The sequence below is a fragment of the Dactylococcopsis salina PCC 8305 genome (genome assembly GCF_000317615.1).
In the GTDB taxonomy this organism is placed as follows: domain Bacteria; phylum Cyanobacteriota; class Cyanobacteriia; order Cyanobacteriales; family Rubidibacteraceae; genus Halothece; species Halothece salina.
Genome location: NC_019780.1, coordinates 2102915 through 2126382 on the forward strand (window position 1 = coordinate 2102915; position 23468 = coordinate 2126382).

Sequence of the window (23468 nt, forward strand, 5' to 3'; positions counted from 1 at the left end):
TGATTTTAGAAAACTTAATTCGGTAACATCTTAGTTACCCAAGCGCAAAATATGTAGGGGAAATTAACTGGCTAACCAGTGTCAATTTTCCCCTATTTTCATCACTAGGGCTGCAATGCGGCTAAGAAGATTTTATGGATGTCTCCCCTCGTCAAAATTCCTCTCTACCTCAAGAAATGGAAAGTCTGATTGATCGTCTTCCTGCTACAGAAAAGGCGCGTTGGATCAAAGAAGCGATACAGGTTTTAAGTCGTCTGGTTGTAGAAGATACGACAACCGCAGACTGGAAAATTATTGCTCGAACGTTACAAGATTTAGAAGCAGGGTTGACCGTTTTTGCTCCTTATCGTCATACTCGTAAGGTAACTGTTTTTGGCTCGGCTCGTATCGCTCCCGAAACCGAAGAATATGCGCTGGCTAGAGAGTTTTCCCGTTGTCTTGCCAAACAAGGATTTATGGTGATGACGGGTGCGGGTGGTGGCATTATGGCGGCGGGAAATGAGGGAGCAGGTGGCGGTAATTCTTTTGGTTTAAATATTCAGCTTCCTTTTGAACAAGGCGCAAATGCTTATATTCAAGATGATGAGAAGTTAATCGGTTTTAAGTATTTCTTTACGAGAAAGTTATTTTTCTTGAGAGAATGTGACGCGATCGCGCTTTTTCCAGGGGGATATGGCACACAGGATGAGGCGTTTGAATGTTTAACCCTCTGTCAAACAGGGAAACAACCGCCAATTCCACTGGTTTTGATTGATAAACCGGGTGGTGACTACTGGAAAGCCTGGGATAGTTATATTCGGAAACATTTGATCAAAGGGGGGTTAGTGAGTCCAGATGATAATTGCATTTATACCATCACTGATGATTTAGAGGTGGCTTGTCATGCGATTAACCATTTTTATCGAGTTTATCATTCAAGTTGTTATGTGGATGATTTGTTGGTGATGCGTTTGCATGGTGAACCCACTGACGCACAAGTGGCTTGGTTAAATCAAGCATTTAGCGATATTTTAGTGAAAGGGGAGATTGAAAAAAGCGCCCCTCTCCCCGAAGAAAATGGTGATGGAACAAGTCAACTTTTCCGTTTGGTGTTTCATTTCAATCAGCGCGATTTGGGGCGGTTGTATAAGCTAATTCGCACGATTAATGAGTTTCCGATTACTGTTCCTCCTCGTGTCGAAACTCATCCTGAACAAAAATAAATCAAGAAAAATAAATTTTCGCTTCGGGGTTGACAAAGCTCGATCGAGTATGACATGATTAAAGGGTGATTGAGTTTCACGCGGGTGTAGCTCAGCGGTAGAGCGTCACCTTGCCAAGGTGAATGCCGTGGGTTCGAATCCCATCACCCGCTTTCTAAAAGTTCTTCTATGTAAAAGTTCCAGCCTCTACCAATTAACTGCTCCGAAATATCCTTTGTCTGGGCTGGTCGTTTGTGCTGAGTGCCGAAGCATTTGTCATTTAGAAAATTTAACCTTAATAAAAGTAGGGTGGGCAAGGCAAACCTTAATTACAATTATAAAATTTAACAATTAAAATCTTTCGTATAAGTTGGGTAGATTGTAGCGAAATCCAACATTTAGAAATCCCTATCTTCCCAACAGATCATTGCTGCTTCCTGTGTTTGATCCGCCCAGAGAGATTCTTCTTCAATATCGCTTTGAGAACGGTTTTGGTAAAACGATCGCAGCTGGTTTTCCATCTGTATGTTAATTTTTACGTGCGATCGCGTTTCATAAACAGCTTGAAGACAATCTTCAAAATCATCCCCTTCCCAAGTTTCAGTATGACTTAGCAAAGACCCCTTAACCGTCTCAGATTGAATTTCCTCTTGAGTTTCTTGTTCAGCTAAAAAAGTAATAAAATCTGCAACTAAACGCAAGCGTTCGCTGGATAGTTTTGACAAATTTTCCTCAATTTTTTCACGAAATGATGAGACACTCATAAATAATCTAAAAGTAATTGGTTACAATCATTCAATTGGTATGCTCGATAAAAAAGTTATTTTTCAAAAGAGATTTTTAGATGGGTTCCAGTTGCTTTAGCGATACGTTCTAGGGTGGCAATTGTCGTATTTTGCTTACCACTTTCAATTCGCGCTATAGCAGACTGTTTTGCATTCATTTTTTCGGCTAACTCTTGTTGAGTCATTCCAGCACTGATACGAGCATAAATAATTGCAGAGGCTAAGTCAAATTCAGAAGCTAATTCTTCGTAGGCTTTTTGGTAATCTGGTTTTTTTTGCCACTCTTTGTGTAAATCTGTAATCTTTGTCATTCCTCTATCTCCTTTGCTCTTTGTAAAGCAAGTTGGATTTCTTTTCGGGGGGTTTTTTGTTTTTTTTAATGAACACTCGAACCACAACGACTCGCTTAGGCTTTGCGGTGACATACAGAGCGCGAGAAATGCCATCTTTACCTGTCATCCGAATTTCCCAGAGAGAACCTTCTAGATGTTTAACATAAGGCCTTCCCACATTGGGTAATCCATATTCAGCAATAAGTTCAGCAATTCGCACAAATCGCGCCTTCATATCCTCTGGTAAACTCGCCCAAAAAGACGTTTCTCACTTTTTAGCATTTACAGGAGTTGTCAAATCTGCGTCTAAACACGCTGATGAGGAGGCAGAAGACTTTTGAAACCTGCGCTAGGATAAGCTATACTTAGCAAATTAAGGAGATCGCAAATCTTCACTATTTGTTAAAAATTCTCCCGCGGAGGCTGCTCAACTTAGAACAAACTCGACGCACGCCGTTGTTTAAGGGTCCCTATGTTAGTCTCAGTCGCAGTTTTCGCCAGGGTGCCGCGATCGCTGATCTTGCTTCGGAAAATATCCTTCATCCGCATCTGGAGAATATTGCAGAATATCCTTCTCTCTACGGACATCAAGAAAAAGCGGTTCGCGCTATCTCCCAAGGGAAAACCACTTTAATCTCGACAGGAGGTCGGGGAAAACGGAATGTTTCCTTTATCCTATTATTAGCCATTGTCTGCAACTCAAAGACCAGAACGCCCCAAAAGGAATTGTAGCAATTATTGTTTATCCCATGAATGCTCTTGCAGAAGATCAATTGGGACGTTTAAGGGAACTTCTCGCGGGACAAGGAATTACCTTTGGGATGTATGTGGGGAAAACTCCAGAAAAGACGGCTGATGCACCTGGAAAACGCCTCAAAACAGGGTCATCGAAGAAGGATTATCAAGCAGCACTCAAAAAAGCCCAAAACCGTGAACAAAACCAGACTATTTACCCGCCAGAGGAAGAGTTGGTCGTTCTCTTAGCCGTTAAGCAAAAAGACAAACAAGCAGGAAAACTCACCAGTTGCGTGGCGGCGGGTCAAGCGTCGGGAAGACAGAGTTTAGGACGATATCGAGAACCGATCCGAGAAATTCGCGCCACAACGGTTTCTGATGTTCATGTTCTCAGCCAAAACCTAATTCACCATGCGGAACGGAAACGGCTGTTAGTCTTTGCGGATAACCGTCAAGATGCAGCGTTTCAAGCGGGATGGATGCAAGATCACGCGAGACGCTATCGCTTGCGATCTTTTATGCTGGATTAACACCAGAACTAGATTTTATCCAAAACTGGGCAAATTTAACAGGAATTAACCCAGAAGAGTTAACTAATGGTGTTGCTGCGTTACTGGATATGACTCGCCGTTCTGGAATATTGCTCGATCGAGAAGGGGGAATCTTTTCTAATACCATTTTGGAGAATTGGCGCTACAGTATCGACGACTTAAGCCCCCCAAACTTGGGGGGTTGGGGGGCTTTAAGGTAACTTGACTTTTCCAAAATGGTATAAATTGTGGCATGAAAGTGAGTTGGAAATCCAACGGGGTTATCTCCCACTGTTGCAAGGCGTTCTGTGTGGGGTTAAAATTGCAACGGGAAAGCACTGACCATAACCAACGGGTGAAACAATGGTTAACGGAACGAGGGGAAACGATCGCGCTACAAGCCCCCAAAAAATGGGGAATGGCAACAGAGATCATTCCTGATTTTATCCGAGATTTGTGGCAACTGCTCACAGAAGACTTAAACTTACTCGCCAATACCAAGTTAAGGGGAAAACGCAGCATTTTAAGAGGCTGTAATGATGTTTATCAGCTTGATGGGGACTTTCTTTTGATGGTGTTGGATCAGCAGTTTTCGATGTTGCGTTCCCGTGAACATTCGGCGCAAGTTCCCGCTAAGGATCGGGAAAAGGTGGAAAATCTGTTTAAGAATGAACATCGGGAAGAGGTGAATACTTTAATCGGGTAAGGTTCGAGAGTCGCCTCTCTCCCCTCCCCTAAGAACCGTACGTGACAGTTTCCCATCATACGGCTCAAGCCTTGCTTCCAACCTTCGTCTTGGTTTTTGAACTGTGTACCTGCTTATGACACGCTTTGTGTAAGTGGATTAAATTCTCAGTGTCGTCTGAGCCACCGTCTTTCACAGGTATTATATGGTGAGTCTCAATTTCTTCCCCGTTATAGAGGCTTTCTCCACAGACAGGACACTTATGTTCTTGCATCTTGGCTACTTGTTCGTATTTGCTACCTTTCGCCCACTTTTGTTTTCCTATCTTGAGGTTTCGTTTTTGCCAATAGTCTCGGAGTGAGGGGTTATCAGGGCTTGCTGTCCCTTTGACCTTGACGTGCCTGATGATAGGAGTGCTACTGATATCGTAGAGCATAAAGAATTTCTCCTTACCTCCGCGACCAGTGCAATAACACGCAAAGCGATTTCTCCCTCGAATCCGATTAAAGTAGCGGTTGAAGACCCACGTTTTTGATTTATTCGGGTGTCGCCGTAACGCCCATTTATAGAGGTAGTGCCACACGCGATTTTCAATGTAGCTAAAGGTTTCTTTGCTTACCACACCTCTGTAGTAGTTAGCAAAACCTCGGAGAAGTGGATTTAGGACTTTGATGACATCTTCTTGGGTGCAAGCCTTCATTTTATTTAGAGTTTCCCCAATCTTTTTACAGAAGGCAAGGACCTTCTTTTTCTGGGGCTTTATCAATAATTTGCCATCGTAGTGGCGTAAGTTGAACCCAAGAAAGTCAAAACCTTCTTCCATCGAGACGATTCTCGTCTTCTCCGCGCTGATTTCCAGACCTCGTTCTGACATCCACTGCTTTATCTGGTCAAGTATATGTTCTAGGCTTTCTTTATCCTTTGAGGTGACCACGAAGTCATCTGCATAACGAATAACTCCGAGCTTCGGATTGACTGATTTAATGAAGTCCTCCAACCCGTGTAATCCAATGTTAGCTAATAGAGGACTAATCACCCCACCTTGTGGTGTTCCCATGTCGGTCGGATTTAGTACACCCTTATCGAGGTAACCAGCTTTTAACCATCCTTCAATTAAGTCTCCACGTGGTACAGACTCGATTGCTGTCAAGATGGCTTCATGGGCAATGTTGTCGAAGAAGCCCTTAATGTCAGCGTCTAGAACCCAGAGGTGTCCACCACTTGGACTTGAATTAAGTCGAATCCAACATTGAGCAATGGCATCGTGACAACTCCGACCGCATCTAAATCCATAGGAGTTAGGCTCGAATACTGCCTCCCACTCGGGTTCTAGTATATTTTTAACCATTGCTTGTGCGACTCTATCCCGTACGGTAGGGATTCCGAGGGGACGTTTCTTCCCGTTAGGTTTGGGTAGGTAAACTCGTCGTGTCGGGTTAGCTTTGGGCATTTCCCAACTGTTCACAAGTTTCACTCGCTCGTCTGGGGTGTTCAGTACCTCCTTATCTACCCCTGCGGTACGCTTTCCTTGATTAATTTGAGTGATTTGTCGCACTGATAATAGCAAATTGGCTCGGCTTCGTAACAACAGCTTCTGCAACCGACGTAATTGCTTCCACTGACCAAGACTTCTAGCACGAAAGATTCGCATACGCAAGTTTCTAACAGACTTCTTGACCTTGCGCCAGTTAATCTGACCCCAGTCTGAAATCTCTCCCCTTAGTCCATTTGTCAACGTTATAGATGACATCTAACTTCTCCTCGGGTTCGTCACCCTTGTAAACTTCACCTTCGTATAAGACCCAAGACAAGTCTGCTATTCCTTTCGGTCAGGGATAATGTTTCAACCCCTATCCATCCCGTTACAGGCTGGCGTTCGCTTTTTGTCTCATCTTCTACCCCCCAGAGAGTTGTAGGTTCGTTGCCTCCCCTCTACTCTTGGCTCGACCAGCCTTGAGACCCTGTGGGGCTTACTCTGTTGCGTCGATTGAACATACGAGTTGGTTAGGATGGCTGACTTTTCTGCGGAAGGAGTAAGTTTCCACGTTGTTACGAACAGACAGCGTAACAACCACCTTCTTACCATTTTGGTCACAGCCTATCAGGGATAATTTGGCTGTTTTCTAGTATGACGCAGTTTAATCATCAGCTTAGACTATGTTCATCCTTCCAATTCTCCTTCTAGCACGGAGACCAGTCAATCCCTACCAGCAACCGTTACATTTGGGGCGTGCATTCCACTGGATTCATTACTTACTACCAGTGTCGCCATTCTCCAAGTGTGGAGAACTTTCCACGAAGGACAGGGGTGGAAATCCCTGTGGTGTAAGGGTTACACCGCTTCAACCGACCAGTTCAGGTCGCACGTCTGTACACCGACTCTGGAAATGGGGGTGAATATTGGCAGTTTAGATACTGTTTTGATGCGGAATGTTCCCCCCCTTCCTGCAAATTACTGGCAACGGGCAGGTCGTGCTGGTCGTCAGCATCGGATGGCGGTTAATTTCACTGAGGCCCGTCAAGCGAGTCACGATCGCGCTTATTTCCAAGACCCTCTCAAACTCTTACAGGGAGAGATTACTCCCCCTCGTTTCAATTTACGCAACCGACTGATGTTGGAAAAGCACGTCCACGCGACAATGCTCACTATTTTACACCAGTTAGCGCGATCGCGTTTTTATGGTCGATGCGAGTCGAGGATTCGTCAAAGATGGCAATAAAAACCGTCTGCGAGAACAGGATATTCGTAAAATTGTCGATGTTTTTAATCAACAACTTGTTATCCCTCATTATTCTCGTTTAGTTCCCATTTCAGAAATCACAAAAAACGACTATAACTTAAATCTTCCTCGTTATATCGACAGTCAAGAAATTGAAGACATTCAAGATATCGAAGCGCATTTACAGGGAGGAATCCCCAAAGCCGATATTGAAGGATTAGCTGACTATTGGGAGATTTATCCGCAATTAAAACAAGAATTATTTACACCACAGCGAGACGGTTATCTTAACATTAAAATTCCCACCGAACAAGTTAAAAAATACGTTTTTGAACATCCAGAATTTACTGAATATGCAAGCGCGATCGCGCAAATCTTTAATCAGTGGTGGAATGAAAACCTTCCCAATCTCAAAGGAATTAAACAAGGAGATAATCCCAAACCAATCATCCGTTCATTAGCAGAATCATTACTGACTGCATTTGAAAATAGAAACCTGGAAAAAAATATCAGGAGTTAACCGTTGAAGAGATTAAAATCTTAGTGGTTGATGACAAATGGCTTCTGACATTATGGGAAGCAGTACGATCGGAAATGGAACGTATTTCTCAACGTTTGGCGTAACGGATTCAAGATTTAGCCGAACGTTATGATGAACCGTTACCACAGTTAGAAGAGGAAGCAGAAACATTAACGCAGAAGGTTGAACATCATTTACATTTGATGATGGAAAATTAGACAATAGTAAGTCAGGAGGAAGAAAAAGAATCGACTTTAATGATTTATTGGATGAAATGGGGGAGAGTTGAATAATGGAAAGTCAGGAAGTAAAAGAGGGGTATAAGTTAACAGAAGTTGGGGTTATTCCTGAAGATTGGGAAGTACCTTTATTAGATCAAGTTGCGAAAAGAGGAAGTGGACATACACCAGATCAAAAATATCCAGAGTATTGGAATGGAAATATAAAGTGGATATCACTTAAAGACTCAGATCGTCTCGATGCTGTTTATATTTATGATACTGTTGCGAAAATTACCCAAGCCGGAATTGATAATTCATCTGCAAAAATACATCCACTAGGAACTGTTGTTTTATCTCGTGATGCAGGAGTAGGTAAAAGTGCAATAATGGCAGATGATATGGCAGTTAGTCAGCATTTTATGGCTTGGATATGTATTAGCAAGTATTTAAATAATCATTTTCTTTATTACTGGTTGCAAAAACAAAAATCTGAATTTGAAAGAATTGCTATTGGTAGCACTATTAAAACTATAGGCTTATCTTACTTTAAATCTCTTAAAATTCCACTTCCACCACTACCAGAACAAGAAAAGATCGCGCAGGTGTTGAGTGATGTAGATAGCGCGATCGCGCACCTCGATAAACTCATCAACAAAAAGCGTAACCTCAAGCAGGGAACAATGCAACAACTGCTGACAGAAAAAAAACGCCTCTCTAGTTTTAGTGGTGAATGGGAAGTTAAACCACTAGGAGATTTTATAGATAGGATAGTTGGAGGTGGAACACCTAGTCGAGAACAAGTCAAGTATTGGAATGGTAAAATATTTTGGGCGACTGTGAAAGATATTACATCTTTTTGTCCTTATCAAACTGAGGAAACAATTACAAAAGAAGGATTAGATTCAAGTTCGTCTAATCTTATTCCAAAAGGAACTTTAATTATTTCTACAAGAATGGCAGTAGGAAAAGCTGTTATTTATGATGTTGATGTCGCTATTAATCAAGATTTAAAGGCAATTTACGTTAAGTCTGAAATTGATCCAGAATTTCTGTTGTATTGCTTTTGTTATTATTCTTTAACGATTCAAGCATGGGGAAGTGGAAGCACAGTTAAAGGTATAAATCTTGAAGATTTAAAGAAAGTAAAATTTCCTTATATTTCTTTTACTGAACAAAAAGCGATCGCGCAAATCCTAACAGATATGGACGCAGAAATCGAAGCCTTAGAAAAGAAGCGAGACAAATATAAAGCCATCAAACAAGGAATGATGCAAGAACTCCTCACAGGAAAAACCCGACTCATCCCAAAAAACTGAAAGTTAAAGGCAATACACAGAACCATAGTCTGTACATAAATGTCTGGAGAGCGTGTAACATGATAACTGACAAGCTAAAAAGTACCTCTTTCTTTTTTAGCTATCAGTACGAAGGAAGGGAAGCAAAAACCATGTCTATCAGCACCTTACCTCATTCACAGGAATTAACTGACCTTCTCGGAGAGTGGGGAAATCTTCCTGTTGATTCCATACCCAATCGTGGAGAATCAGATTTTCCCTGCGATACCAATCAAGCTGACTTACATCATCGTAATCGGGAGTTAGTCCAACGTTTATGTCAACTCTCTAATCTCATTGCTTATATTGCTTCCCAAATCTCCAAAAAACCCTCTAATTTTACAAAAGAAGAACTGAATCAACTTGCCAATCTCGCTTCAGATCAATTGGAAATCACCTCATATTCTCTAGTTGAAGTTGACGAAAAACTGTCATGGTTAGACCCCACCGCCAACGAATCCTATAAAAACTTATCTCTTTTTAAAAGAACCTTAGCCCATTTAGAAACCGTCACAGAAAACCTGATTCGTGTGGTGACTCAAGCAGAAATTAATCATTTTCAGTCTCAACAGCAATCAGCATACAGTAAAATCTCCTTAGATCAAATTCAGGAAGCTAGACAGAAACTAACTTAGAATTAATTCTTACTAATTGATTGATAGCAGTTCTAAATCTTATGTAAAAAGTTAATGAACCGTTCCCCCCTTTCAAAGGGGGGCTAGGGGGGATTAATTTACAATTCTTACTAATTAACTTATTATTCCATGAGGCTAAAATGGTAGAGTAAACTCGCTACCTTAGCCAATAATGAATTGTGCAATCCTATTAGATAGCGGACCACTGGGAAAGTTTGTCCATCAAAGGGAAACGTTTCAAGCAGAAATTTCTCTGTTAAATAACTTTGCAAAAGCAGAAGGAATTAGCATCTTAGTCCCAGAAATTATTGAAATTGAATTAAAAGAAGAACTATTAAAACGAGATTTCATTAAAAGCATTTCCAAACTGAATAAATTTAAGCGACAGGATAGAATCATTCCGATCAATGACAGCGATCGCAGTTTATCCATCGTCATAGAAGAAGACTTAAAATCGCAGGGTCAGCAAGTCGCCTCAACCATCCCCAGTAATGACGGGATTTTAGTCGCACAAGCCATCAATCTTAAATTATCGGGTCAATACAAGCAGGTTATAATTCTCACAGAGAATACCAAAGATATTCTTACTTTGTCTAATAAGCAAATCACCATTTGGGATTACTCCGAGGTTATTTATAAACTAACTCACGACCTTGAGATTGATTTAGTAAACTTCGTTAATATCCTTCCTCCTAACTCCTAGCGAAAAACCAGTTTCTCATGTCACAAGTCGGAAGCAAAGAACGGATCACCCAAAACCGCATCATCAAACTTTTCCAGAATCATCTCCATTACGATTATTTAGGAAACTGGAAAGACCGCGAAAATAACCGTAACCTCGAACCTGATTATCTCCATCCCTTCCTGAAACAACAAGGCTATAGCGACACCTTAATCAAAAAAGCGATCGCGCAATTCAATAAAACCGTCACCAACCAAAATCAAACCCTCTACGAACTTAACAAAACCGTCTATAGCAGTCTCCGCTATGGCGTAAAAATCAAACCCGAAATTGGCGCAAATACCGAAACCGTCTGGTTAATTGATTGGAATCACCCCTACTGATTATACCAGCGAAGCCTTAGAAAACTTCGATCGCGCTGATATTGAAGGCTTACTCAGCGATCGCCTTGAAACCGCAAAAGATCGTCTTGAAGAAATGCTAGAACAAATCAGGATTTTATGTGAACCCGTCGCACCCCCCAAAGACACCCCCGCCTATCTCCGTTACTTTTGTGGTTCGCACGAACCCAACCAAGACCAGCTAAAAGCCAACGAACAGAAACGTCATGATCTCTACAAATATACCGCCTCTCTAGTTCGTGCTTATGCCAATCTCGCCAACGACATGATAAAAGTTGGTTACACCCCCCAAGACGCATCCCAGATCAAAGCCGAAGTCAAACACTACGAACAAGCCCGTCAAGCCGTCAAACAAATCTTTGAACTAGCGAAAAAACAAAACGACTATTAAAATGCACCAAATTGAAATTGGCGACCTGACCATCAACGTCACCCGCAAAAAAATCAAAAACCTAAATTTATCCATTCATCCCCCTGACGGAGAAATTCGCATTTCCGTACCCTTACATCTTGATGATGAATCCGTGCGCTTATTTGCCATTTCGCGATTAAATTGGATTAAGAAAAACCAAGCCAAAATGATCGCCCAACCCCGTCAATCGCAACGGAAACTGGTGTCTGGAGAAAGCCACTATTTTCAAGGACAGCGTTATTTATTAAACGTTATCTATCGCGATCGCGCCCCTGAAGTTAAAATTAGAAATAAAACCTATATTGATTTATACGTCAGAGAAGGAAGCAGCGAAGAAAAACGGCGAGACGTATTAAGAAACTGGTATCGCCAACACTTAAAAACCGAACTTCCCAAACTAATTGAGAAATGGGAAAAAATCATGGAAGTGGAAGTCAAAGACTGGGGAATCAAACGAATGAAAACCAAATGGGGAACCTGTAACATTCAAGCGCAACGTATCTGGTTAAACTTAGAACTCGCCAAAAAACCACCCTCCTGTTTAGAGTACGTGGTAGTCCATGAAATGACACATTTTTTTGAACGATATCATAACCAAAACTTTCGCAATTTAATGGATCAGTTTCTACCCAACTGGCGAAGCTGTCGCGAGGAATTAAATCAGACTCCCATTGAAACTAATTGTTGAGGGAAAATTACAAAGACAGGTCAAGTAACTAAGACAGCTTTAGCTTTTATTGTTTATTGTGTAGAGGAACATTGCCTAAACCTTCGATACATTCACATTTTCAGTACCTTGAAGGGTTAACCGTGCTACACCCTTATTTAAGCTATCACTCATACTCTTGGCTAATTCTTCTATTCTGCCAAGCAGACTTCTTCCTTATCCTCTGTTTTCACTTTGACCAAAGCCATTTGCGTCCAAAACTCAAAATAGGCTTCTACTGGTAAAGCATTTACCAAACGACACAACGTTCCCACTTGAATGTCTTTTTTGTCTCGACGATTGATATAGCGTGAAATTCTTGTCTGATTAATCCCAGTACGTCGGGCAATCTCAATCTCTTTGATTCCATACTTATCTAAAATTTGTCTTAATATATCTTGAGGTTCCATTGGTATTTGAGCTTTCAGATTACTTAACGGTTAAGGTCACAAGGATGAGCAAAAGTCATCCAATTGCGTTAAATTCCCCTACTTTTGCTTGATGGCTTGCAATCTCATTATTACCGCTCGGTAACTTTTTGTCAACTTTTGCGGTTACTTGACGGTAAATAAAAGCAATGCTATTGTTGTAAACAAAGTTTAGTATTACCGAAATGTAAAACATCCCTTCAATTCTTTCTGCAAGCAAATTATGTGGAATTAGAGTGTGTCGCTAGAATTCAAGGCTCTCTCTGGAGTGGACACTTGCGAAATAAAAAATGCTCCAAGAAACCACAATCAAAAAAGCAACAGAGACACTTAGGAGTTGTTTTAAGTGACTTACTGGAAGCGATGTATCAAAGTTGCTGTGAAAATGCAGAACCCCAAGAAAAGACCAACGGTTACAGCCTGCCTCTTCTGTTTAAGAAGGTGCAATCTGCAACTGGACTTACACTAAACTCATTTAACTTTAGTGTAATTAAAGCGGTCAAATCAAGCTAATCAGAAGCGGAAAGCTCTTAGCGGTATAAAGAAAGACTCCCTCAACCAAAGGGGAGTTAAGCAATAAAACACGATAATCAAACAATAACATGGGACACCCAGCACTTAACATCCCTGCACGGGAAAAGACTCAACAAAGACCCCCAATTTTTGTTCATTCTTGCATTGACGACCTCGATTTAAGTCTCGAAGCCTTCCGAGTTTATTCTCACCTCTCTCGTCGTTGGGGAGATGGTACACACGATTCCGTAGGCAGTTACAGCAAAATCGGTGAGCATTGTTTTCGTTCCAGTTTTCCTTGTGCGAGTAAAGCCACATTGAAACGAAAGGCGATCGCTGCTATCAAAGAACTCGAAGAATACGGGCTAATCGAAAAGCACAAACATCAGGGGTACGACGGGCGCGATATTGCCAATTCCTATACCCTCCGTCATCGAAACGAAATGGACGGGGATTTATCGGGGGATTACTCAGAGATTTTTCTGTAGCGCCATTGTGCATTCCACTCCTGATGAACAAACCCAAATTTACAAACTATTGCTCAACAACTCATTCACCAAAGAGTGGGCAAAAACTCTAATCGAGCAGAAGATGAATTATGACTTCTAACCACCTGTGGCGAGGCGACTATTCCACCAATACTGAAGTAATGGAAGACATCAGCTTATCTTCCCCGTCTCTTACACCCAAACTCTCTGATCTGCGATTGGATGGAGGAACTCAGCCTCGTATCGAACTCAACCCAGAGGTGATTGCTGAATATGCTGAACTGCTATCCAATGGCATCAAGTTTCCCTCTATTACTGCGTATTTTGATGGGGTGAGCTACTGGCTTGCTGATGGCTTCCACCGTTATTGGGCAGCATTAGAAGCTAAAGTTGAGTTAGAGATTAATGTTATCAATGGCACTCAGCGTGATGCAGTTTTACATTCAGTTGGCGCAAATGCCACTCATGGCTTACGTCGGAGTAATCAAGATAAACGCAAAGCTGTTACTACCCTCTTACAGGATGAAGAATGGTCTCAGTGGAGCAACCGCGCAATTGCTCGTCAGTGCCAAGTTAATGACAAAACAGTTGCGAAAATTCGTCGTGAGTTATCCAATAATATCTGCGGAAATCCGCAGATGGGAGATAATCACACTCGTAAGGTGAAAAGAGGCGAACAAGTTTATGAACAACGGCAACGCAACCCTTTCAAAATGAAAGCATCACAAAAGCAAGAATCATCCAATCCTAAGAAATCCGTGATTCCAGAAATTCGTCCTGATGTTCACGAGGCAATCTGTCAATTCCTGAATTTGGAAGTTGAGGCTCAACCCAATCAGTATTATCAGGAGGACGATCGCGCTTATCTCATTGTTAGCCATGACCCCGATGAAATGGATTTATCCTTGGAACGGCTGTTTTCTCAACTTGAAGGAGAAAAAATCCTCAATGCGATTGTTGTGACTCCCAATCAAGCGGGACCGCAAAACAAGATTAAGGAAAAAGCCAATGCTGTATGTTTGATAAGCAATTCCCAATGTTTCTGTCATCGGCTGGTGTGGTATTTCGGGAAGCAACGACATCGGTTTTATTCCAGATTTGAACCGTTGGGCTTGGCTTTCCTATTCGGTGATGAGGCGGTGATCCATAATTAAAATTTTGTTAAAATACATCATTAAATCAATGATCAAGGCAATTCCTGTAAAGAGGTAAATAATGGGAACAATGACTGCACAAATTTTGGAATGATGTGGCTGAGACGGCGGTAAGGATATCAACGGGGGCGCGATGGTTTAGGAGAAGTAGGGGTGCGCGGTCTCGCTACGAAGCTACTGCTCATCTTGATTAATAAGTTGAGTGACTTCTGCTGGGAAAAGTTCAGTGACTTCTGCAATCTCCTCATTAGTCCTTTGTTTCCTGCATACTCTTGATGGGTTGCTTCGGAGATTCGCGCTTAGTGACGAATGACGAATGACGAATGATAATCGTCCGCAATGTGATCGCTTTTGGGAAGGAAAGATTGGGCTTTTCACTTGGAAAGAAAGATGGAACGGCAGGAATATATAGGGATTCAAGAGTTGGCGCTGGAGAATGAGCCAAATTTTGGGCTAGAAACGTTACTGGAAACCGTGAATCAACGACTGATCGAGTTTTCTAGCAGCGATCGCGCTACAGTTGTTTTAGAAACAGCGTTTGGCGCTGAAGACAGCACAACAGACATCGAAACCTTACAAGAAGCTCTGCAAAGTGGAGCTTTTTTTAATGGGATTAATGTAGAAGTGATTCCTAGTGCTGCTTTAGAAGGAGCTTTGGGCGCTTACGCACTCGCGCATAATCAGATTTATTTGTCTGAGGAGTTGCTGGTGTCTTCTCCTCAAGAAGCCAGTGCAGTGTTGCTGGAAGAAGTCGGACACGCGATCGATGATTTTCTGAATGTTAGAGATAGTGCTGGGGATGAGGGCGCAATTTTTTCATCTCTAGTGCATGGAGAAGAGTTGAGCCAAGAGACTTTAACGTTACTGCAGAGTGAAGATGATAGGAGAGTGTTTGAGATAGACGGAGAAACATTTATTGTCGAACAGTCAGAAACATTTGAGACTACCCTGGGACCAGCACACCGAGGAACTGGGTTTCGACCAACGCTTGAGGATGCTGCCCCGTGGGGTGACTCTTGGGGAGCGTCGGTTTTGCGCGGTGACGACGGACTCTACCATATGTGGGTTTCAGTCATTGCCAATAATGCCGATATGGAATACTGGCCCGTTAACTCATACGTCATTCACGCCACTTCTATAAATCCTCAAGGGCCATATGAATATGTGGCTGATGCCTTTCCCGTATTCGCCCACGCCGTTGACGTCAAGCGCGGCCCCGAAGGCAAATGGGTCGCATTTCTTACTGCCGGAGTGGTCGATGGTCAGCTTGGTCCGTCGAGCTATGGGCCGGCCGTTGAGTTCAATGAAGATGGACAACCAACGAGAGAGATCAATTTAGGTGCATCAAACGAAGCGACCGTTATAGTCACCGCTGACTCACCTTACGGACCCTGGTCTGACCCAATTGTAATCCTTGAGCCACGAAAACTTCTCGACGGCATCGATGCCAACTTCTCGGCGGTAGTTCATCAAGACGGCTCCTTAGTTGGGCTCTGGCGAACGTATCCCAAAGGCTCCCAGGTCCACTGGGTAAGAGCTACCAACTACCTTGATCCCAAGACTTATGAATGGCAGGAACAAGAAACACCTTTGTTCAAAACACCTTATGATGGGTACACTCCAGAAGGTCTCGAGGACATGTTCGTATGGTACGACCAAGAGGAGAAACTTTACCACGCTCTTTTTCATGACATGGTCATCCCTGAGGGCGAGCTATTCCAAGACGCTCTCGGCCACGCTTATTCAGTTGATGGGAAGAGCTGGGTGTACACTGGTGAGGTGGACACTGGTGAGGCTGCAAGCACGGTTGTCAGGTATACCGACGGGACAACAACTCGATCCTCCCGAGCTCGGCCCCATCTGTTGATCGTGGATGGTCAGATTACACACCTTATTTCCGCTGAACAGGAACCCGAAGATGGAAGGAATTTCACGTTGATCGAACCCGTATTGCGCGTTGAGTTAAGGAGAAACAGCGAACAAGAGAATGCACCCAATGATACCCCGACTGGGGAGAATCCACCAACGGTTACCCTTACTATTGATCCCACTCAGGGCAGTGAAGCTGAACAAACCAAGTTTACCCTTACCGCAACGGCATCGGAAGCTGTGTCAGGGGAACAAACTGTTAGTTTAACTACCAGTGGCGATGTTGATGGCGATGACTTTACGGGTAATCTTCCAAGCGCGATCGCGATCGCTGATGGGGAAACTACAGCCACCGTGGAATTAACCGTTAACGATGATGATGCGGTAGAGGGAGAAGAAACTGCTGCCTTTATCCTCTCTAATCCCAGTGATGGTATTAGTCTTGGTGCTAACACTAATGTTGACTTCAGCATTGCAGATAATGAGACAACAGAGGAATTGCAAGGGGATTTCAACGATGATGGCATCACTAACTTAGATGATTTAGGTCTTTTTGCCGCGGCTTTTGGTTCAGCAGAAGGAGATGATAACTATAGCACCACTGTCGATCTCACTAACGATGGCTTGATTAATAATGATGACTTAGGTCAACTGGCTACCTTCTTTGCCGAAGAGTTTAGTCTGTAATTCTGCTAGCTCTTAACATAATCATAGCCCAAATCCCATTCCTATGATCAAGCGGCGATCGCGCTTGGTAAACCTCCTTATCTTGTTCGCGATCGCGCTCTTTTTAACCTTGTTGCCTTTTTGATGCGCGATCGCGCGACCTGCACCACAAATTTAAATTCTCTATTCCCACACATGGCATCACTATAGCGCTACGCGCGGTTGCAAAAGGCAAGAGGCTTGCATGCAAGAGTAAGGTATAGGTGAGTTTCAACATTTTGGAATGTCCTAACCTAATTTTGTAGCGCTATATTATATTTAGGGCAGATGAAATTAAATTTTGTCGAACGGTTCGACTTTTGATAGAGAAAATTTCAGGTTTACCCAGTCGATTTTCTTCCCATTACTGTATTCCAGAAATCCGTCCCGATGTTCACGAAGCGATCTGTCAATTTCTCAATTTGGAAGTTGAGACTAAACCCCATCAATATTACCAGCAGGACGATCGCGCTTATCTCATTGTTAGCCATGACCCCGATGAAATGGATTTATCCCTAGAACGGCTGTTTTCTCAACTTCAGGGTGAAAAAATCCTCAACGCGATCGCAGTGACTCCCAATCAAGCGGGACCGCAAAATAAAATCAAGGAAAAAGCGAGTGCCGTTTGTCTGATTAGTAACTCCCAATGTTTCTGTCATCGGGTGGTGTGGTATTTAGGGCTTACTGAATAAAACTGAAACCTTTACCCAATGAGGCTTTAAGGCTCTTAACCCCTCAAAAAAGTGCAAGGGAGACAAGGGAGACAAGGGAGACAAGGGAGCAATGGGAGACAAGGAAGACAAGAGAGACAAGGGAGACAAGGGAGACAAGGGAGACAAGGGAGACAAGGGAGCGATTTTTCTTCCCCATCTTCCCCATCTCCCCCATCTCCCCCATCTCCCCCATCTTCCCCATCTCCCCCATCTCCCCCATCTCCCCCATCTCCCCCATCTCCCCCATCTCCCCCATCTCCCCCATCTCCCCCATCTCCCCCATCTCCCCCATCTTCCCCATCTCCCCCATCTCCCCCATCTCCCCCATCTCCCCCATCTCCCCCATCTTCCCCATCTTCCCCATCTTCCCCCTCTTGCCTTTTGCCTTACTAAACCAACCAATGGACTTTTTCAGCAACCCCTATTTAAAGGATGCAACGCCATCGGTTTTATTCTAGGTTTGAACCGTTGGGCTTGGCTTTCCTATTCGGTGATGAGGAAGTGCAAGTGTAATCTCGAAAGATAAGCGATCGCACTCGTAATACTCGTAATCATGAATGACTAACATTTGCTCAGAAAGAAAGAAAACAGGTCGTAAGTTATCACCGAGCTAACAAGAGAGCCCATTTTTTAAGTTCATTGCGGGTTTGGCGATTGATGCTTCGCTTGTCTTGCGCGGAGCGCAATCGCGCTGTTAGCGCAATTGAACAAAGCTCACCGAATCGAAGATTCGATCGCGCACGCCTTATCTTTTTATCATAAAATGCTCCCTTCCGCTCCTTGGCAGGTTTTACCGGTGATGCGCTGATTAATGGTGCAATTGGCAGCGATGCCACTCGTTCTGATGCTAGCGCGATCGCGAACCATATCCAAAGCTTTCTCTCTCTGGAAGAGGAGGCAACACTGCCTGAAATGGCCTCACTACCAACGCTATCCTTCCCGGAAAACTTAGGAGAAGAGGCAAGCCTAGGTCTGGATGGGGCTGTCAATGGTATCGTTGATTTTAATCAGGTGGAAATCAATGCCAATGGGTGAAGCGCGATCGCGCTCTACTAAAAGGATTTTATCATCAGTAAGGTATTAATTCGTAACAGATTGTAAGCTACTAAGTAACTGATTAGATCAAGAACAACTGGTAACTGGTCACTGGTCACTGGTCACTGATTGATGTTGGGTTTCGTAAACTTCACCCAACCTACGAGATGAGTCACGGATTAAAAGTGATTAATGCCGTATAAAATTGAACCTAATAATCCCACTTCTGGGTTGAGGATAATGTTAACGGGAATGGCATCTAAAATGGGGCTGACTCTTCCTTTTTGTTTGAAGATTTCAAGGAAACGGCTTGCTTTGATTAATTCTAGGTTTTTGGCGGCAATTCCTCCCGCAAGGTAAAGTCCGCCGTAAGGTAAGATTTTTAAGGCTAAATTTCCCGCTTCTGCGGCGTAGGCTTCAATGAAAATTTCCATTGTTTTCTCGGAAAGCGGATCAGTTTTTGCTTGCGCGGCTTGGGAAATTATGGCAGCGGGATCAATGTCTGAGGTGGGATTTTGTTCCCATTGTTTGATAGTATCCGCTATTTTTTCATTCTTTTCGGTAATGATTTCTAAGTCTCTTAAAGCCTGATAAATGGAGATAATTCCTTGTCCAGAAACTACTCTTTCTACTGAGATTCGATCGAGCTTTTTTTCTCGACAAATATACTGAGAAATCTGATATTCAAGTTCCGATCGAGCCGCAAAATCCGTATGTCCTCCTTCCGTACCAAACACCTGATAATCCCCATCTCCTTTGGGAATTAAAAACCCTTCTCCTAACCCCGTTCCAGCGCCAAGAATTGCAATGGGAGCGTCATTTTGCGCCTCTACGGTTTGTAAAGAAGCTAACTCATTAGATTTCAATCCTAAAACCCCATAACTCACCGCCGCGAAATCATTAATTAAATTCACGGTTTCCAAGTTTAATTGCTGTTGGAGACGAGTCGCGTCTAAATACCAACTCAGATTCGTTAATTGTGAAGTTTGTTTAATGACGGGTCCGGCAATGGCAAAACAAGCAATTTCAGGAATATAATTAGTTTGGGCAAGAAATTCTTGCACCATCGGCACTAAATCAGAATAATTTTGAGAGGGATAGGTAACTTCAAAAAGAGGCTTAAAATCAACAGCTTGGTCAGTTACTTCTACTAAACGTAAAATCGTTTTTGTGCCGCCAATATCACCAGCAATGAGTAAGGTCATCTTTTTTCCTAATTAAAACGAACTGTATTTTCTGGATCAGATAAATGAGAAGTATCCCCAGCCAGTTCAACTTCCCAAACCTTATTATTTTGTACTAACTTTGTCAAACAACAAAAAGAAGCCCGAATATTTAGCGGTTCTCCTAATAACCCTTCTGCTGTTCCTAAAACTGATGCCCCATGTCCTATAAATAATAACTCCCCTGCAAATTCAGAGGCTAATTTTTGTGCTGTTTGTGCCGTTCGTTTCATCACCATTTCTTCACTTTCTGGATATTGAGGAATGATTCGTGACTGATAGCTTAAATCAATGTTGGGATAGGTTTTGCTTAAGGTTTCTGGGGAACGAATTTCGGGATTGTAATCCATCCAATTGGGATTTAACCATTCTCCTAATCCCGCTTCTAATTTAATTGGTAAATCAAGAATTTTGGCGACTTCATAAGCGGTTTGAACAGTACGAAGGAAAGGAGAGGAAAAAATATGAGTGATCACTTCTGAATTTAATCTTTGTCCCAGTTGTTGCGCTTGTATAATTCCATCTTCTGCTAGATGTGGATCATAACGACGTTTTGCTGTAATAAACCATTCTGGGTTCACAAAGTCATAGCGATTACCATGACGGGTTATCCAAATTGTTTTCGCCATTAGCTATCGTTCTCAAATCTAAATAAAGGATAATTCATCAAAAATGACGATTCAAGTATATAGTATTTCTGAATATGTTGACTTACGAAAGCCCCCCAGAATTGGGCCGGAGCGAAGGTGAGGATTGGGGGGTGAATAATTTACAATTCATTTAGGATTGCTATAGTAGGGTGGGCAAGGCAAACCCTACTTTTCCAAAATGTATTAGGAAATTGAAAGCATGAGTCAAAATCGAGCTTATGACTGGATTGAAAAATCCCTTTCTACCATTGAAAAAGCGGGTTGGTATCGTCAAGTTAAAACCATTAATAGTCCCCCTGGTGCAATGATTGAAATCGAAGGGAGATCATTAATTAATTTTGCCAGTAATGATTATTTAGGATTAGCTGCAGATCAGCACTTAAAACAAGCTGCGATTGAAGCAATTAATTATTATGGTACAGGAAGCACTGGTTCTAGATTACTTAGTGGTCATCGCCAATTACATCATGATTTAGAAGGCGCGATCGCGCAACTAAAAAAAACAGAAGACGCACTTGTTTTTAGTTCTGGTTATTTAGCGAACTTGGGAACAATTACCGCACTTGTAGGCGTTAGAGACTTAATTTTAGCCGACGAATATAACCATTCTAGTCTCAAAAAAGGCGCGGTTCTCACTGGGGGCAAAGTCATCAATTATAAACATTGTGATCTCGCAGATTTAGAACAAAAATTGAGTGCTAATCGTGCATCTTACCGCCGTTGTTTAATCATTACAGACACCGTTTTTAGTATGGATGGCGATATTTGTCCCCTCCCTGAAATTTTACACTTAGGGGAAACCTATGAAGCAATGACTTTGGTTGATGAAGCTCACGCAACAGGAGTAATGGGAAAAGAGGGTGGGGGCTGTGTTGAATATTTTAACTGCACCGATCGCGCCCCGATTCAAATGGGAACATTAAGCAAAGCATTAGGAAGTTTAGGCGGTTATGTCGCCGCTTCATCGACTTTAATTGACTTCCTGCGTAACCGCGCCCCCAGTTGGATTTATACAACAGCCTTATCTCCTGCTGCCACTGCGGCTGCTCTAGAAGCGACCAAAATCATCCATGAACAGCCCCAACGTCGTCAAAACCTGTGGAATCATATCAACTTTCTGAAAGAAGCACTCAGCGACCATTCTCTTCTCCCTTCCCACTCTCCCATTCTTTGTCTTGGCTTAGACAACCCTCAGCAAGCCGTCAAACTCTCCCAACACCTACAAGCTAACGGTATCTTTGCCCCTGCGATTCGCCCCCCCACTGTGCCTTTTAGCCGCATTCGTTTCTCTCTCATGGCAACTCATCAACCCGAACATATCGAGCAATTGGTGGCTGTTTTGAAGAATGTTAATAGGGGTTGATCCGCCTAACCTCCATTAATAACGTAGGTTGGGTGGAGGGAAGCGAAACCCAACACCAATCAGTCATTAGTCATTCGTCATTCGTCATTAGGACAACCATGTAGGTTGGGTGGAGTTTACGAAACCCAACACCAATTCTAAGCAATGACCTGAACTGATCTAAAGCCCCCCAGAATTGGGGGGTTGGGGGGCAAACGTAGGATTTGGGGGGTTTGGGGGGCAAACGTAGGATTTGGGGGGTTGGAGGGGCAAACCTACGGCAACGTATCAATCGCGATCGCAACGTTGAAGCGGTAGAGACTGCTGTAACTGAATTAACTCATCCCGATGCGCCTTCACGGTGATTAACGTTTGTTCTGCTTCAGAAGACTCATTTAATTTCACAGAAACTTGTTCCACACGCCCTGCTTTTTTCCAGTAAAAAATACCCGCCAAAGGAGTCAAGAGAGTAATTAAAAAGAACGCACTGCGATAACTCCACTCACTGAAGTAGAGAAATAAAACTAAGCCGATGCAAACGAAACCTGATCCCGCAAGGAAAGATAAGAAAATCGCAAGAAACCAACTCGGTTGAACAAACCCCTCTAAAGTCACCGCTTCTTGATCTGGATCAAGAGATTTTACCTCATAGGATCGTTGGAAAAAGTAATTTTTGATTTGCGGCAATAAGCTCGTTTCTGGGAGATTCGATCGAAATTGAGCTTCGGTGGTGCGATCCTTCACCGAAGCGCGAATAAAGAAAAATAGCCCAATTAAGAGCAAAACGGTTAAAAATAGGGTTGAAGATAAAATCGGAGGATTAGTCACGTTAAGTTAAGAAATAGACTCAACGTTAATATATCAGTTTTTAATGAGATTGTCTTCGAGCATAATTGCGCCAAAGATTCGCTAATTCTTGAGCTTGGGCTTGTTTTTCGGGTACAATTTCATACATTTTACGAGGACGACCGCGCCCTTTTAGCTTATACCAATAACCCTTAATTAACCCTGATTCTTCCAGAAACTTTAAAGCGCCATAAAGAACAGTATCGGAAAGTCGATACTGTGGGAATTGCTCGGAAAGTCGATTAATTAAAGCCATACCATAAGACTCTTCTTCTAATAAAGCATCAAGCACATAACAAACCGCAAGCTCACGGTTTAGATAGGTAGGCGGCGGGTCATCAAAAAATTGATAGATGTCTTCAAATTTCATAAGTTTGACCGCATCAGGTGTCGGTAGAGGAAGTGCGTTTCAGTGAGAAAGGAAACTATATAAAATTACTTATTGAACTACTAATAAAGTAAGGTGAAACGTGATCATTGTCCATGAATTTATTTTTATTTCCTGACAAAAAATAAACCGAAACAAAACAGCCTCAGAGTTGATGTCAACCAAAACTTAAAGAAATTCCTCCTAGACAATTAACATCAGTCATCTAGAATAAGGACAAAGCGTTATGTCTGAA

Annotated in this window: 28 protein-coding genes, 1 tRNA gene and 1 pseudogene; 19 read left to right on the plus strand and 11 right to left on the minus strand. The window is 42.6% G+C overall.

Going from position 1 to position 23468, the window contains the following annotated elements; translation table 11 throughout:
* Positions 1–134: 134 nt before the first annotated feature.
* Together DACSA_RS10410 and DACSA_RS10415 are read left to right on the plus strand one after the other, a co-directional pair.
* Positions 135–1202 carry an LOG family protein gene (locus DACSA_RS10410; RefSeq protein WP_015229723.1) on the plus strand — a complete coding sequence of 356 codons (1068 nt, stop codon included), beginning with the start codon at positions 135–137 and terminating at the stop codon, positions 1200–1202.
* Between the two features lie 80 nt (positions 1203–1282).
* Positions 1283–1354: transfer RNA gene (locus tag DACSA_RS10415), tRNA-Gly, on the plus strand.
* A 225-nt stretch (positions 1355–1579) separates the two neighbouring features.
* On the opposite strand, the gene DACSA_RS19125 is transcribed toward DACSA_RS10415, so the two are convergent.
* The 3 genes and pseudogenes from DACSA_RS19125 to DACSA_RS10430 all read right to left on the minus strand — a co-directional run.
* Positions 1580–1945: a hypothetical protein gene (locus DACSA_RS19125; protein WP_015229724.1), complete on the minus strand. Its 366-nt coding sequence runs from the start codon at positions 1943–1945 to the stop codon at positions 1580–1582.
* Between the two features lie 56 nt (positions 1946–2001).
* Positions 2002–2277, minus strand: coding sequence for a helix-turn-helix domain-containing protein (locus tag DACSA_RS10425; protein ID WP_015229725.1), 276 nt, complete (start codon positions 2275–2277; stop codon positions 2002–2004).
* Positions 2274–2551: pseudogene (locus DACSA_RS10430) on the minus strand (type II toxin-antitoxin system RelE/ParE family toxin); the annotation flags it as partial. The gene DACSA_RS10425 and the pseudogene DACSA_RS10430, both read right to left, overlap by 4 nt.
* Positions 2552–2754: 203 nt before the next feature.
* Here DACSA_RS10430 and DACSA_RS22120 point away from each other — a divergent pair.
* Together DACSA_RS22120 and DACSA_RS10440 are read left to right on the plus strand one after the other, a co-directional pair.
* Positions 2755–3030, plus strand: coding sequence for a hypothetical protein (locus DACSA_RS22120; protein WP_232225057.1), 276 nt, complete (start codon positions 2755–2757; stop codon positions 3028–3030).
* On the plus strand, positions 2991–3563 hold the full coding sequence (locus DACSA_RS10440) for a DEAD/DEAH box helicase family protein (RefSeq protein ID WP_232225298.1): 573 nt from the start codon (positions 2991–2993) through the stop codon (positions 3561–3563). Before DACSA_RS22120 ends, DACSA_RS10440 begins: the two co-directional genes overlap by 40 nt.
* Here DACSA_RS10440 and DACSA_RS20650 read toward each other — a convergent pair.
* Positions 3550–3711 carry a hypothetical protein gene (locus DACSA_RS20650; RefSeq protein ID WP_156800760.1) on the minus strand — a complete coding sequence of 54 codons (162 nt, stop codon included), beginning with the start codon at positions 3709–3711 and terminating at the stop codon, positions 3550–3552. The two genes, DACSA_RS10440 and DACSA_RS20650, sit on opposite strands and share 14 nt — an antisense overlap.
* A gap of 174 nt (positions 3712–3885) precedes the next feature.
* Between DACSA_RS20650 and DACSA_RS10445 the strand changes: the two genes are divergently transcribed.
* A complete protein-coding gene (locus DACSA_RS10445) occupies positions 3886–4269 on the plus strand; it encodes a hypothetical protein (protein ID WP_232225058.1) in 384 nt (127 codons plus the stop codon).
* A gap of 64 nt (positions 4270–4333) precedes the next feature.
* Here the strand turns inward: DACSA_RS10445 and ltrA are convergent, their stop codons facing one another.
* On the minus strand, positions 4334–5998 hold the full coding sequence (gene ltrA / locus DACSA_RS10450) for a group II intron reverse transcriptase/maturase (RefSeq protein WP_015229728.1): 1665 nt from the start codon (positions 5996–5998) through the stop codon (positions 4334–4336).
* A gap of 643 nt (positions 5999–6641) precedes the next feature.
* On the opposite strand from ltrA, the gene DACSA_RS10455 reads away from it, so the two are divergent.
* The 8 genes from DACSA_RS10455 (at position 6642) to DACSA_RS10490 (ending at position 11861) form a co-directional block, all read left to right on the plus strand.
* Entirely contained in the window at positions 6642–6968 is a 327-nt protein-coding gene (locus DACSA_RS10455) for a hypothetical protein (protein ID WP_232225060.1), read from the plus strand.
* On the plus strand, positions 6928–7488 hold the full coding sequence (locus DACSA_RS10460; protein ID WP_041235440.1) for an N-6 DNA methylase: 561 nt from the start codon (positions 6928–6930) through the stop codon (positions 7486–7488). The genes DACSA_RS10455 and DACSA_RS10460 overlap by 41 nt, the downstream gene beginning before the upstream one ends.
* A gap of 292 nt (positions 7489–7780) precedes the next feature.
* A complete protein-coding gene (locus tag DACSA_RS10465) occupies positions 7781–9025 on the plus strand; it encodes a restriction endonuclease subunit S (RefSeq protein WP_015229729.1) in 1245 nt (414 codons plus the stop codon).
* A 59-nt stretch (positions 9026–9084) separates the two neighbouring features.
* The gene (locus DACSA_RS10470; protein WP_015229730.1) at positions 9085–9678 is read left to right on the plus strand and encodes a hypothetical protein; all 594 of its coding nucleotides are present in this window, start codon (positions 9085–9087) and stop codon (positions 9676–9678) included.
* A 172-nt stretch (positions 9679–9850) separates the two neighbouring features.
* A complete protein-coding gene (locus DACSA_RS10475; RefSeq protein WP_015229731.1) occupies positions 9851–10381 on the plus strand; it encodes a hypothetical protein in 531 nt (176 codons plus the stop codon).
* A gap of 17 nt (positions 10382–10398) precedes the next feature.
* Entirely contained in the window at positions 10399–10743 is a 345-nt protein-coding gene (locus DACSA_RS10480) for a type I restriction endonuclease (protein WP_051017301.1), read from the plus strand.
* Positions 10721–11152 carry a hypothetical protein gene (locus DACSA_RS10485; RefSeq protein WP_041235441.1) on the plus strand — a complete coding sequence of 144 codons (432 nt, stop codon included), beginning with the start codon at positions 10721–10723 and terminating at the stop codon, positions 11150–11152. The genes DACSA_RS10480 and DACSA_RS10485 overlap by 23 nt, the downstream gene beginning before the upstream one ends.
* Before the next feature lies 1 nt (position 11153).
* Positions 11154–11861 (plus strand): M48 family metallopeptidase, encoded by a 708-nt coding sequence (locus DACSA_RS10490; protein WP_015229732.1) that lies wholly within the window; start codon positions 11154–11156, stop codon positions 11859–11861.
* A 170-nt stretch (positions 11862–12031) separates the two neighbouring features.
* On the opposite strand, the gene DACSA_RS10495 is transcribed toward DACSA_RS10490, so the two are convergent.
* Positions 12032–12289, minus strand: a complete 258-nt coding sequence (locus tag DACSA_RS10495; RefSeq protein ID WP_015229733.1) for a helix-turn-helix domain-containing protein — start codon at positions 12287–12289, stop codon at positions 12032–12034.
* Between the two features lie 620 nt (positions 12290–12909).
* Between DACSA_RS10495 and DACSA_RS10505 the strand changes: the two genes are divergently transcribed.
* The 4 genes from DACSA_RS10505 (at position 12910) to DACSA_RS10520 (ending at position 17728) form a co-directional block, all read left to right on the plus strand.
* The gene (locus DACSA_RS10505) at positions 12910–13308 is read left to right on the plus strand and encodes a helix-turn-helix domain-containing protein (RefSeq protein ID WP_015229734.1); all 399 of its coding nucleotides are present in this window, start codon (positions 12910–12912) and stop codon (positions 13306–13308) included.
* A gap of 110 nt (positions 13309–13418) precedes the next feature.
* Positions 13419–14462 carry a hypothetical protein gene (locus tag DACSA_RS18295; protein ID WP_015229735.1) on the plus strand — a complete coding sequence of 348 codons (1044 nt, stop codon included), beginning with the start codon at positions 13419–13421 and terminating at the stop codon, positions 14460–14462.
* A 390-nt stretch (positions 14463–14852) separates the two neighbouring features.
* Complete coding sequence (locus DACSA_RS10515; RefSeq protein ID WP_015229736.1) at positions 14853–17018, plus strand: hypothetical protein; 2166 nt, start codon at positions 14853–14855, stop codon at positions 17016–17018.
* A gap of 338 nt (positions 17019–17356) precedes the next feature.
* Entirely contained in the window at positions 17357–17728 is a 372-nt protein-coding gene (locus DACSA_RS10520) for a hypothetical protein (RefSeq protein ID WP_015229737.1), read from the plus strand.
* A 43-nt stretch (positions 17729–17771) separates the two neighbouring features.
* On the opposite strand, the gene DACSA_RS19750 is transcribed toward DACSA_RS10520, so the two are convergent.
* The gene (locus DACSA_RS19750) at positions 17772–18167 is read right to left on the minus strand and encodes a hypothetical protein (RefSeq protein WP_041235443.1); all 396 of its coding nucleotides are present in this window, start codon (positions 18165–18167) and stop codon (positions 17772–17774) included.
* Positions 18168–18529: 362 nt separating this feature from the next.
* Between DACSA_RS19750 and DACSA_RS10530 the strand changes: the two genes are divergently transcribed.
* Positions 18530–18784 (plus strand): hypothetical protein, encoded by a 255-nt coding sequence (locus DACSA_RS10530; protein ID WP_015229738.1) that lies wholly within the window; start codon positions 18530–18532, stop codon positions 18782–18784.
* A gap of 179 nt (positions 18785–18963) precedes the next feature.
* On the opposite strand, the gene DACSA_RS10535 is transcribed toward DACSA_RS10530, so the two are convergent.
* Positions 18964–19989, minus strand: coding sequence for a glucokinase (locus DACSA_RS10535; protein ID WP_015229739.1), 1026 nt, complete (start codon positions 19987–19989; stop codon positions 18964–18966).
* A gap of 8 nt (positions 19990–19997) precedes the next feature.
* The gene (locus DACSA_RS10540) at positions 19998–20636 is read right to left on the minus strand and encodes a histidine phosphatase family protein (protein WP_015229740.1); all 639 of its coding nucleotides are present in this window, start codon (positions 20634–20636) and stop codon (positions 19998–20000) included.
* Between the two features lie 220 nt (positions 20637–20856).
* On the opposite strand from DACSA_RS10540, the gene bioF reads away from it, so the two are divergent.
* Positions 20857–22020, plus strand: coding sequence for an 8-amino-7-oxononanoate synthase (gene bioF, locus DACSA_RS10545; RefSeq protein WP_015229741.1), 1164 nt, complete (start codon positions 20857–20859; stop codon positions 22018–22020).
* Between the two features lie 267 nt (positions 22021–22287).
* Here bioF and DACSA_RS10550 read toward each other — a convergent pair whose 3' ends face one another.
* Both DACSA_RS10550 and DACSA_RS10555 read right to left on the minus strand, forming a co-directional pair.
* Positions 22288–22827 carry a cofactor assembly of complex C subunit B gene (locus tag DACSA_RS10550; RefSeq protein WP_015229742.1) on the minus strand — a complete coding sequence of 180 codons (540 nt, stop codon included), beginning with the start codon at positions 22825–22827 and terminating at the stop codon, positions 22288–22290.
* 40 nt (positions 22828–22867) lie between these two features.
* The gene (locus DACSA_RS10555) at positions 22868–23215 is read right to left on the minus strand and encodes a PadR family transcriptional regulator (protein WP_015229743.1); all 348 of its coding nucleotides are present in this window, start codon (positions 23213–23215) and stop codon (positions 22868–22870) included.
* Positions 23216–23468: the final 253 nt, after the last annotated feature.

Excerpts from the sequence above, each read along its gene's own strand:
- DACSA_RS10475 (WP_015229731.1), top strand. The coding sequence starts at position 9,851 with ATGAATTGTGCAATCCTATTAGATAGCGGACCACTGGGAAAGTTTGTC.
- DACSA_RS10535 (WP_015229739.1), bottom strand. The coding sequence starts at position 19,989 with ATGACCTTACTCATTGCTGGTGATATTGGCGGCACAAAAACGATTTTA.
- DACSA_RS10470 (WP_015229730.1), top strand. The coding sequence starts at position 9,085 with ATGATAACTGACAAGCTAAAAAGTACCTCTTTCTTTTTTAGCTATCAG.
- DACSA_RS10425 (WP_015229725.1), bottom strand. The coding sequence starts at position 2,277 with ATGACAAAGATTACAGATTTACACAAAGAGTGGCAAAAAAAACCAGAT.
- DACSA_RS10490 (WP_015229732.1), top strand. The coding sequence starts at position 11,154 with ATGCACCAAATTGAAATTGGCGACCTGACCATCAACGTCACCCGCAAA.
- DACSA_RS10410 (WP_015229723.1), top strand. The coding sequence starts at position 135 with ATGGATGTCTCCCCTCGTCAAAATTCCTCTCTACCTCAAGAAATGGAA.
- bioF (WP_015229741.1), top strand. The coding sequence starts at position 20,857 with ATGAGTCAAAATCGAGCTTATGACTGGATTGAAAAATCCCTTTCTACC.
- DACSA_RS10480 (WP_051017301.1), top strand. The coding sequence starts at position 10,399 with ATGTCACAAGTCGGAAGCAAAGAACGGATCACCCAAAACCGCATCATC.
- DACSA_RS10505 (WP_015229734.1), top strand. The coding sequence starts at position 12,910 with ATGGGACACCCAGCACTTAACATCCCTGCACGGGAAAAGACTCAACAA.
- DACSA_RS18295 (WP_015229735.1), top strand. The coding sequence starts at position 13,419 with ATGACTTCTAACCACCTGTGGCGAGGCGACTATTCCACCAATACTGAA.
- DACSA_RS10540 (WP_015229740.1), bottom strand. The coding sequence starts at position 20,636 with ATGGCGAAAACAATTTGGATAACCCGTCATGGTAATCGCTATGACTTT.
- DACSA_RS19125 (WP_015229724.1), bottom strand. The coding sequence starts at position 1,945 with ATGAGTGTCTCATCATTTCGTGAAAAAATTGAGGAAAATTTGTCAAAA.
- DACSA_RS10460 (WP_041235440.1), top strand. The coding sequence starts at position 6,928 with ATGGTCGATGCGAGTCGAGGATTCGTCAAAGATGGCAATAAAAACCGT.
- DACSA_RS20650 (WP_156800760.1), bottom strand. The coding sequence starts at position 3,711 with ATGGTATTAGAAAAGATTCCCCCTTCTCGATCGAGCAATATTCCAGAA.
- DACSA_RS10555 (WP_015229743.1), bottom strand. The coding sequence starts at position 23,215 with ATGAAATTTGAAGACATCTATCAATTTTTTGATGACCCGCCGCCTACC.
- ltrA (WP_015229728.1), bottom strand. The coding sequence starts at position 5,998 with ATGTCATCTATAACGTTGACAAATGGACTAAGGGGAGAGATTTCAGAC.
- DACSA_RS10495 (WP_015229733.1), bottom strand. The coding sequence starts at position 12,289 with ATGGAACCTCAAGATATATTAAGACAAATTTTAGATAAGTATGGAATC.
- DACSA_RS10515 (WP_015229736.1), top strand. The coding sequence starts at position 14,853 with ATGGAACGGCAGGAATATATAGGGATTCAAGAGTTGGCGCTGGAGAAT.
- DACSA_RS10465 (WP_015229729.1), top strand. The coding sequence starts at position 7,781 with ATGGAAAGTCAGGAAGTAAAAGAGGGGTATAAGTTAACAGAAGTTGGG.